7 protein-coding genes and 1 pseudogene are annotated in these 10708 nt (G+C 34.7%); 1 reads left to right on the top strand and 7 read right to left on the bottom strand.

The features are described 5' to 3' along the window. Window positions 1–222 (top strand): annotated as a pseudogene (locus EKM77_RS10460) (NAD(P)-dependent alcohol dehydrogenase); the annotation flags it as partial. 62 nt (window positions 223–284) lie between these two features. Here EKM77_RS10460 and EKM77_RS10455 read toward each other — a convergent pair. The 7 genes from EKM77_RS10455 to EKM77_RS10425 all read right to left on the bottom strand — a co-directional run bounded on the left by EKM77_RS10455 (window position 285) and on the right by EKM77_RS10425 (window position 10703). Then, the gene (locus EKM77_RS10455) at window positions 285–1628 is read right to left on the bottom strand and encodes a Na+/H+ antiporter NhaC family protein (RefSeq protein WP_125594009.1); all 1344 of its coding nucleotides are present in this window, start codon (window positions 1626–1628) and stop codon (window positions 285–287) included. A 117-nt stretch (window positions 1629–1745) separates the two neighbouring features. Beyond that, on the bottom strand, window positions 1746–3080 hold the full coding sequence (locus tag EKM77_RS10450; protein ID WP_125594008.1) for an APC family permease: 1335 nt from the start codon (window positions 3078–3080) through the stop codon (window positions 1746–1748). 59 nt (window positions 3081–3139) lie between these two features. After that, entirely contained in the window at window positions 3140–4168 is a 1029-nt protein-coding gene (gene tdcB, locus EKM77_RS10445; RefSeq protein WP_125594007.1) for a bifunctional threonine ammonia-lyase/L-serine ammonia-lyase TdcB, read from the bottom strand. A gap of 28 nt (window positions 4169–4196) precedes the next feature. Beyond that, the gene (gene ald, locus EKM77_RS10440; RefSeq protein WP_125594006.1) at window positions 4197–5315 is read right to left on the bottom strand and encodes an alanine dehydrogenase; all 1119 of its coding nucleotides are present in this window, start codon (window positions 5313–5315) and stop codon (window positions 4197–4199) included. Window positions 5316–5807: 492 nt separating this feature from the next. Continuing rightward, entirely contained in the window at window positions 5808–7568 is a 1761-nt protein-coding gene (locus EKM77_RS10435) for a hypothetical protein (RefSeq protein WP_125594005.1), read from the bottom strand. An 88-nt stretch (window positions 7569–7656) separates the two neighbouring features. Next, a complete protein-coding gene (locus EKM77_RS10430) occupies window positions 7657–9333 on the bottom strand; it encodes an oleate hydratase (protein WP_125594004.1) in 1677 nt (558 codons plus the stop codon). 182 nt (window positions 9334–9515) lie between these two features. Next, window positions 9516–10703: an acetate/propionate family kinase gene (locus EKM77_RS10425; protein ID WP_125594003.1), complete on the bottom strand. Its 1188-nt coding sequence runs from the start codon at window positions 10701–10703 to the stop codon at window positions 9516–9518. Between the last annotated feature and the right edge of the window lie 5 nt (window positions 10704–10708).

Here is a 10708-nt window from a genome sequence, read left to right as displayed (position 1 = left end):
GTTGATGACAAGAAGATCGTCGGAGTAAACATGGGAGATTCAATTCCTCAAGTTGATATTCCACGTTTGATCGAATTCTTCAAGTTAGGTGTCTTCCCATTTGATTTGACAGAGAAGTTCTATGACTTTGACCAAATCAATGAAGCTGATGCAGATTCAGTTAGTGGTAAGACTATCAAACCTATCTTGATCATTGATAAAGATTACAAACCAGGTGAATAGTATAACCGTTTAAACAAAAATAGCTCAGTAATCCAAATTCGGATTACTGAGCTATTTTTATGCTATTTCACTTCTAATTCAAAATTATCATAACCAGTTTTAGGTGTAACTTTTACCTTTGGAAAACGTAAAAATACAAACAACACACTCATAATGATCATTAAGTAACAATACCAAACCCAAGGAACAATTGATATTGGAGATACCTTTGCCATCCCACCTGCGACTAATAACTGACCAGCATATGGGATCAATCCTTGAACATGTGTAGCAAACATTGATAATAACGTTGAAACTCTTGCTCTAGAGAGCTTAAATTTTCGTCCAATTTCAGTTGCTAGTGGACCAACTGTAACAATGGCGATCGTATTATTAGTTGTAGCGACACACAATAAAGTTACCAAGAGTCCGATCGAGAATTCAGCTCCACGTTTAGACTTAGTTCTTTTGCCAAGAGTATCCATTAACCATTGGATACCACCTAGATATTTCATAACTTCAACTAATCCGCCAACAAAAATAGAAATAATGGCAATATCTTCCATACTATACATCCCATTTTGAACATATTTCATTGACCCGATCAAACTAAAATCACCATTAATAACGCCGATCACAACACCTGAAATAACACCGATCATCATTACTGGCATGACATTAAGACCTACTAAAGATAAAACAATGACCAAAATATATGGTATCAAATTAATAAAATTCCAATCATACGAACCATTCAAAACCACATCTTTTATAGGATATAAAGCTAATAAAATTATATTGATAAGAATTGCTGGAATATAAGTAATAATATTTAATTTAAATTTTTCTCTTTGCTCAACACCTTGTGTCTGTACTGAAGCAATGGCAGTTGCTGAAATGAATGATAAATTATCACCAAACATAGCACTACCAACGACGATTCCTGCCATCATTGCTGGATCAACACCTGTTTTTATAGCCACATCAACTGCTACCGGCATTAAGGCTGTAATAGTTCCCATTGAAGTCCCCATGGCAAAGCTTAAAATACAACCGATCACAAAAATTCCCGGAAGAATCATATTAGAAGGTAAAATACTTAGTCCTAAATTAGTCACTGAAGAGACAGCGTGCATCTTTGAAGCAATACCTTGAAAAGCACCCGCTAAAATAAAAATTACTACCATCATAATAAGTGTTGGTTCTCCACCACCCTTACAAAAGGTCATAAATTTTTCTTCAAAAGACATTTTTTTAGTACCTTCAGGTGGCGACAGACTAAAGGATACTACTGACGCAATTATTATCCCTACCAATAGAGGCATACTGTCAAATTTACCTGAAAAGATCCCCGTTAAAGCATATAAAATCAAAAATATGATCAGCGGCAGTAACCCCTTTAAACTACCTTTTCGTTTATTGTTCATTTAACCCTCCGTTTATTAATAAATAAATCACAACGTAAAAAATATTAAACTAAGAATTCGGAATTAACAAGCCCATAAAAAAAGACCCAAAGTTGTTTTTCAACTTTGAGTCTAATTTTAGTTTTCAAGCTTTTTGTTTTGCTTTTCTTTGTATAGATAGAATGGAAAACCAACGGCTGTTAATGCGATACCTACTAAGGCTAAACCTGTTTGTGTAAATAAGGTATTAACGACGATAAATGTTCCTCCTAAAATAGCGATAATTGGAACGATCGGATAAAGTGGTGTCTTATAAGGACGGTTCATATCCGGTTCTCTCTTCCTTAAAATCATTGTAGCAAGGAAAGTCATTGTATAGAAAATCCAAATTACGAAGATAAGCATATCTGTCAAAGTATTGAATGCGCCTAAGAAAATCATGATACATGCAATTGCAACTTGTAAAATACCACAGTTAACAGGAACACCATTCTTTGATAGTTTCTTTAATTGTTTACTGAAAGGTAATGTATTTTCCAATGCCATAGCATAAGGAATACGCATACCAGTCATTGTATATCCATTGATAGTTCCGAATACGGATATCAAGATACCAATTGTTACTAACTTACCACCTAGTCCACCAAACAAAATGGCTGAAACATCAGATGCGGCATTATCATTTCCAAAGAATTGTCCTATTGGCATACTCTTCAAAAATACATAATTAATCAACATGTAGACGATCATGATACCAGCAAGTCCGAACAAGATTGCCTTTGGCAAATCTTTTCTAGGGTTCTTCATTTCACCGGCGATATTACCAACGTGTAGCCAACCATCATAAGCGAACATCGTAGCAAGCAGTCCATGTCCCAATGCGTTAGCAAAGCCTAAATCTTTACCTGCTGTCACTGGAAGTAAACTAACATTGACATCCGACTTAGAAAACAATCCAAAAATTATGATTAAAATGATAGGGATAAGCTTAAAAAAGGTTGTAAATGATTGAACATGACCACTTACCTTTGACCCTAACAAATTAGTTAAAGTAAGGAATAAAGCAATAGCGACACCTATCGGAATCAAGGTACTAGAACTTAAGCCAAACAAATTGATAACTTGTGTACTGAATATAATTGCTAAGGCAGCTATATTGGCAGGGAAATAAATAATTGTCTGTGCCCATCCTATTAAAAATCCGGGCTTCTTTCCGTATGTATATTCAATATAGCGCATCATACCACCAGTTTCAGGGATTGCGGCAGCTAGTTCAGCAGCAGTTAAACCAGCACAGATGGTTATAACACCGCCTAAGAACCAAGCTAATAGCGATAAGCTTACAGTCCCCGTTGCTTCAGCGACCACAGCAGCTTTAAAGAATACACCTGCACCAATAACCGTACCCATTACGGTGGATAAAGCAGCAACGAATCCAATATTTTTCTTTAGATTAGTTGTCTCTTTCTCCATTTCATACACCTCTGAGCTTTTATTAAGTTTTGAAGGTTCAATTAAAAGATAATTTTATCCTAGCCAATTCCTCCGTCAGCCTTAACTGGTGTGAAGAAATGATCAATAATACTTGATACACGAGCTAAGTCAACGTTACCACCTGATACCATAGCAACTGTCTTCTTACCTTTTAGCCATCTGTCATCGATCTTATGTGCTTCAAGAGCAGCAACTGGTAATGCACCAGCACCTTCAGCAACAACTTTAGTTCTTTGAAGAAGGTCTTTCATAGCAGTAGCAATTTCTTCTTCACTTACTAAAACAATTTCATCAACTAATTCACTAACGATAGGGAATGTAATGTCACCAGGTGTTGCAACATCAGTACCATCAGCCAATGTAAAGTCATCATGATGTCTTTCAATATGTCCAGCTTTGTATGAAGCATACATACCATGAACATTTTCTGATTGAACACCAACAATATGAATTGAAGGGTTAAATGATTTCAAAGCAACAGCCATACCTGAAATTAAACCGCCACCACCGACAGGAATAATAACTGTATCAACATCCCATAGATCATCAAGAATTTCTAGTCCAATTGTACCTTGTCCAGCAATAACATATTTGTCATTGAAAGGATCAACGATTGTCTTTCCTTCTTTTTCAGCTCTTTCATACATCCATTGATGAGCGTCATCAAAAGTTGCACCATGAATATCAACTTCGGCACCATATCCACGAGTAGCATCTCTCTTCATTTGTGGTGCTTCATCTGGCATAACAACAGTTGTATCGATGCCTAATAGATGACCAGTTAAAGCTACACCTTGAGCATGGTTACCAGCTGAGGCTGTGATAACACCACGTTTCTTTTCATCTTCTGTTAGGTGATTGATCTTATTATTAGCACCTCTAAATTTAAATGAACCAGTTAATTGCATATTTTCTAGTTTAAGAAAAATATCTCCACCAACAATGTTACGGCTAAGAAACATTGATTGAACTAATGGTGTCTTACGTGCATATTTTCCAACAATTGCTTTAGCTTCTTGAATATCATGAATATTTACTGCGGTATCAACATCTGTTCCTTTAATCATTTTAGTCACCTCATTATTTTATTAAAATCTAGTTAACTGAATCTGATAATTCTGAATATGGAAGATCAAGTGAATCTGCTAAACCTTTATTTGTAACTTTTCCTTCATAAACATTTACACCTGAAGCAAGTGCATCATCTGTCTTAATTGCTTCATCAATACCCTTATCAGCAATTTCTAGTAAGTAATCAATGTTACCTGCTGCTAATGCCATTGTTGCTGTACGTGGTACGGCACCTGGTTGATTAGGAACAGCATAATGAACAATTCCGTCTTTAATAAAGATTGGATCGTCAATTGTTGTTGGTTTGTCAATTGTTTCAACAGTACCACCTTGATCAATGGCAACATCGACAACAACACTACCTGGTTTCATTGATTTGATCATATATTCTTTAACCAACTTAGGTGGTCTTGATCCAGGAATAAGAATTGTAGAAATGAAGATATCTGCTTCTTTAATTTCTTTAGCCAAGTTTTCTTCATTTGATTTAACAACACGAAGATCTTGTCCTTTAAATTCATTTTCCAATTCTTTGATACGATCATCATTTAATTCAATGATAACTACTGAACAACCCATACCTAATGCAAGTTGAGCAGCATTTCTAGCGGCATTACCACCACCAAAGATAACTACACGTCCGGCATGGATACCAGGAACATTGATACCTGGTAATAGGATTCCTTCACCTTTATGTTGTGCTTCCAAGTAATAAGCACCCATAATTACTGAACGACGACCAGCGATAGCACTCATTGGTGCTAATAATTCAAGCTTGCCATCTTTAACAATTGTTTCTCCACCAATTGCTGTTGTTCCAGCTTTGATCATTGCTTCTACAGTTGGTTTTGAAGATGCAAGATGTTGAAAGCCCCAGATAATTTGACCCTTCTTGAAGTATTTGTATTCTTCTTCATCAGGCTCTTTAACTTTAATGATTAGATCTGCATCCCAGCCATCTTTATGACTTACTAGTTTTCCACCAGCTTCTACATACTCATCGTTAGTAAAACCAGCACCAGCACCGGCATTATTTTCAACAAGGACATCATTTCCAGCTTCAACCATTTTACGGACATTTTCAGGAGTTGCGGCTACACGACCTTCTCCCTCTTTTTGTTCTTTAATAACAGCTATTTGCATTTCAATTCCTCCTATGTGATGTTTTTAACAAATTCATCATATAATTTAAATTTGGTTTTTACAACCCCTCTGGTTCATTTTCTTTGCCTTACAATTCTCAAAAATTGTGAAACACTGATCATGGCGGGGATTGCTTTGATTAACGAATTTTAAACTTTTTTTGTTTTCATAATCTAGTTTCATAAATTTAAATATTTTGTACCAATATTATTAAACACTTATATAACCTTTGGAAACACTGTCATATCAACGTTTTAAATTAATGTTCATTATCATTAAACAGACATCTATTTATAGTTGATACGGTCCTAAATAGTAGACAAGTGTTCAGTAAAATCGAATCAAGTGAATAATTCACATTGTTTACATTAAATGCACAAGTGTTTAGAAACTATATTTTGACTATTATAAATGAACATATGATTACTGATAGAGAACATAAAGACCAAAAAAATAGAGCCTTAAAGGCCCCATTTATATTTTTTTCACTAATTAAATATTTTTATTAAGTATTTCTTTTTCAACCGTCACTGTTTTTCCATCTAAATATCCAGAAAAGCTGACTTCATCGCCATTTTGAATAAACATATTACGAGGATAATCTTTAGTTGAGCTATAAAAGACCTCATCTTTATCATTCATTAGAAATGCTACTTCATTATTATTTACTTTTACTACTCGATTAATGGTCCCACTAAATTTTTGTTTCTTGCCAGAATGTGTTGAACTAGCTGTACCCATACTGGAATTAAACAAATTGCGATACTTTTGTAGAGCTGATTTGGCATCAGTTCCAACAACAACTGTGTTTTGAGTTCCATTGCCGCTTGCTAAAAGATAAACATATGACATGAAAGCTCCATTATCATCGATCATGGATACAACCCAAGTTGGTTTGCCGTCAATTCGATAGAGGAGTGGCATATTAGCCTTCCATTGTGTCTGCTTCATTCTGTTTTCGGCCAGACTATCAGCTCGATTAGGTGTCATTGCATCTGATCCTTCACGATAGTAATAAGTCTTACCCGTTTTGGCATTAACGTACATGTATCCTAAGACTGAAGTTTGTTTTTTATTGTTACTAGTCATTGAAGAGAAATAGTAAATATTATTTTTGTAGGCTATTGGGGTAAATACATCTTCACGGCCCTCTGTTCCGACTTCTTCAACTGACTTCATAACACCAAGTCTTGAACCACCAAAGCCATGAGCATTCCACCAGCCATTTCGTTCAGTAGCGTAGGAATAGATTTTATCACTTGCAATATTTGGATCAAATGTAACATCTATCCATTTGGGTTCTTGACCTTGTTTATAAATATTTACTTTACCAGTAACCGAGTCTAAAACGGCTACATAAATCTTACGATAATTTTTTCTAGTTGAAAGCCCATATTGTTTATATAATGTTTGAACATAATATGGATGACCAGATTCGTTAATTTCTAATTGTGGTGCACTGCCTGAAATAACCAACCCACGACCAGTAATGGCAGAATAGATTCTTCTGGTTGCATCATGACCAAAATATGCAGAAGGTGTGTATCTCATACTCTTTTTGACAAATTTTGGCTTCGCTTTTTTAGAAGTTGCATCTACAATAAAATATCCTGGAACTTTTTTATAGTGATTATATCTAAAAAATGATCCATCAAAATCTAGTGGCGCAATATAAACTAATTTTCCATGATAAAACTGTACTCTAGCATGATTTAATGAATAAACATTTGAATCTGGTACGTTTGACAGTGAATTTTGCATTTGATTGCGTACGGTTTTATAAGAATTAACCACCGGAACTTCTTTACTCTTAGAATTTATCAAAGGCATCGGTGCATTCTTAGTAGTAGCATTCTCAGTGACGTCTGTTATTTTAGCTACCGATTTAGTAGTGGCATAACCTGATGCAATGATTACTAAAATCAATCCACCTAAAATCAATAATGATCCTACCGTCATAAATAGAAAGTTTTTTTCTATTTTCCTTATCTCACGTTTAGATATTGCCAAAATACTTCCATGCAATCCAGAAGCAATGGCCAATGAAATCAAATTGCCTTGTAAAATCATCTTCCAAGTTTGATCAGGACCTGAAAAATATATAATGAACAAACTTATTAAAAATAACGCCAATTGAATCGAAATATGTGTTGAAATCGCATTTTTACTATTATTCTTTATTAAAGCTATTATAAATGGCACAAATGAAAATGCCGTAAACTCAAGAGTAAGTAATAAAAATAATCCTAACATTGTTGTCCCCCTCGTAATAATTTAATAGTCTAAGTGTAACAAAAAGAAGGTGAATCTTTTATCGATCCACCTTCTTTGTTAATTTATATTATCTAAACATAGTTTTAGTTGCTCGAGCCATAACCTTTGGATCCTTCTCATAATGATGCATTTTTGTCATTTCTGATAATGGAATTCCTAAGAATGTATAAACAGCTCTTTGGGCGGCGCGGAACGAATATTGTTCCGTAAAGACCATATCAAATGGCATTTCACAAAATTGACTAATGAATGCCAAGTTTTTACTATGCTTTGGCACAACATCAGGTCTATCGCCGACTGCTCTTTGATTAAATAAAGCACTAGCATATGGTAAATGAACTGGAATTACATTAACAATGCTATCCATAATTTCTTGTTTATGATTTCTGACATTATCTTTGGCTGGATCAACGGCTGCTAAATGACCCAAAAATTCTTCTAGCATTTCTTCTCCAGTCATTTCAATGATTGGTTTTTGAACGTAATCACCATTTCTTCTTGGGTACATGAAGTAACCCCAAAATACTGATTCATTAGGTCTTTGAGCCTTAAAATGAGGTTGATGATGCACAACGATCGACATTAATGGTGTACTTTCGATCCATGTATTTAAAGCATTCCCTGGTTCTTGCTCTGTAATACGACAAATTTCATTTAATAAGAAGTGATTATTTGTCGTAACAGTAAAACTCATCCATTCACTTTGAGTACGATCATTGAAGAACTTATCAGGATTACCTAGTGAATAAAACTTTTCTGCGGCTTTTTTCCATAATGCTGCACTAGGAGCATATTCCATATTTTCTTTAACTGGAGTGTTGAAATCTCCCATTGATGAACTATCAGTAACTGAGCCATTAGTATCAAAGACTAAGTCATTCTCATCTACTTCTATTTCTCCAGATTTGTTCTCATTATCTACTTCTTCATATTTAATACCAGTAACAATTATTTCATCACGTAAAGGAGTATCCTTAAACTCTAAATCAACGACTTTACGATTGTTGATGAAAGTTACTCCTCTATCTTCAAGATATTTTCTCATTGGTAAAATAATACTTTCATATTGATTATATGGCGTTCTAGTAACACCTTCCAAAGTATTGATTCTACTAAATTCAAGAATCATCCGGTTCATATAACGGCGAAGTTCCATTGCCGAACTGGCACGTTTGAATGCAAAAGTTGTTTGCCACATTGACCAAAAATTAGTTGTAAAAAAATGTGGACTGCTAGCAAAATATTCTGCAATGCTGACATTATTGAGTTTTTCCTCATCTTTTTCTGGAGTCAGCATCAATTTAGAAAGTAAGAAACGATCTTTATTATTAAATTGCATATGTTTGTAGTCATTCTTATCACCATGAATCCGTGGTCCATTATGATCAATTAGACGTCCAACATCATGAGTTGGGTGAGCATGATCGAAATTCAAAATATCATCAGTTACGGTTTGTCCGGGATTATCTAATGAAGGAACTGATCTTAAAAGATCCCAAAGATTTTCGTATGTCTCTTCATTCAACATACGTCCACCTTTTGCTAAAAATCCTTTATTGTTAGACAATGCTTGATTACTATATTCATTTTCATAGGCTTTAACAGTATCACCATCATTAGCACCATGTTTTTCAAGGCCCATCATGGTTATTTGCTCGCCCTTAAATCCGCCATCACGTATTAAGTAGATTCCAGCAGCAAGATTACCAATTCCAGTACCGATCATATAAGCTTTTCGTGTCATAATATTGCCCTCCATTTCAAACTTTTACAAACTTAATATATTCCATTTACATAGCCAATGTAAAGGCTTACACTCACTAAATTTTAAAACATAAAAGTTCTAAAATTTAATTATGAAATTTTGACAAAAAACAATTATTAACAAAAAAATCGTACTTGCCTAAGCAAATACGATTTTTTAGTTTATTTTGTTAATCTAACGACATCACGAACGATCATTAATTCTTCATCGGTTGGAATTGCCAAAACAGTAACACTTGAATCATCTGTACTGATCTTACGTAATCCCTTACCATTTTCGTTAGCATCTTTATCAATTTTAATACCCATATATGCAAATTTTTCGGAAATAATTTGTCTGATCCATGGATTAGCAAAGCCCATTCCGGCAGTAAAGATTAGGACATCTGCGCCGCCAAGCAATGCCATATATGAACCGACATATTTAACGATACGATTTACAAAAATATCAATTGCTAATTGTGAACGTTTATTGTCTTCTTTAGTGGCAATTAAATCACGCATATCTGGAGAAACACCAGAAATACCAAGCAATCCAGATTTTTCATTTAAAATATCGATCATATCTTGTGGATTTGAAAGTTTTAATTTTTGCATTAAATAAGCCATTAGAGATGGATCGATATCACCTGAACGAGTACTCATTGTGATACCTGCTAGTGGTGTGAATCCCATTGATGTATCAACAGACTTTCCACCATCAATTGCATCAATTGAAGCTCCACTTCCTAAGTGAAGTGAGATCATCTTCAAGTCCTCAACTGGTTTACCAAGGAATTTAGCAGCGGCACCTGATACATATCTGTGACTTGTACCATGGGCACCGAATTTACGTACGCCATACTTTTCATAATATTCATAAGGAATACTATATAAATAATTTACTGGATCCATTGATTGATGGAATGAAGTATCAAATACTGCAACTTGAGGTACATCAGGCAATATTTTTTCAAATGCTTCCATACCAGCAGCTTGGCCAGGATTGTGCAATGGTGCAAATTCTGCCAATTTTTTAATTTGCTCGATAACTTCAGGAGTTACAACAGTTGAATCCTTGAAAGTAGAACCACCAGCAACAACACGATGTCCTACACCTGTGATCTCACTGTAATCAGAAATGATATTCATTTCGATCAATTTTTTCAACATCTTATTAACAGCAGTTATATGATCAGGAATATCGCCAGTTTCACTAAATTTTTCTCCGTTATATTTCACTTCAAAGACAGAGTCTGATAAACCTAAACGGTCAACCATACCTTTAGCAACAACATTTTCCTCTGGTAAATCATACAGCTTCCACTTCAGGGTTGAACTTCCTGAGTTAACTGCAATTATTTTGGACATATCTT

This window comes from Companilactobacillus baiquanensis (assembly GCF_003946605.1).
GTDB classification, from domain to species: domain Bacteria; phylum Bacillota; class Bacilli; order Lactobacillales; family Lactobacillaceae; genus Companilactobacillus; species Companilactobacillus baiquanensis.
This window is presented reverse-complemented; position numbering and strand designations above follow the sequence as displayed.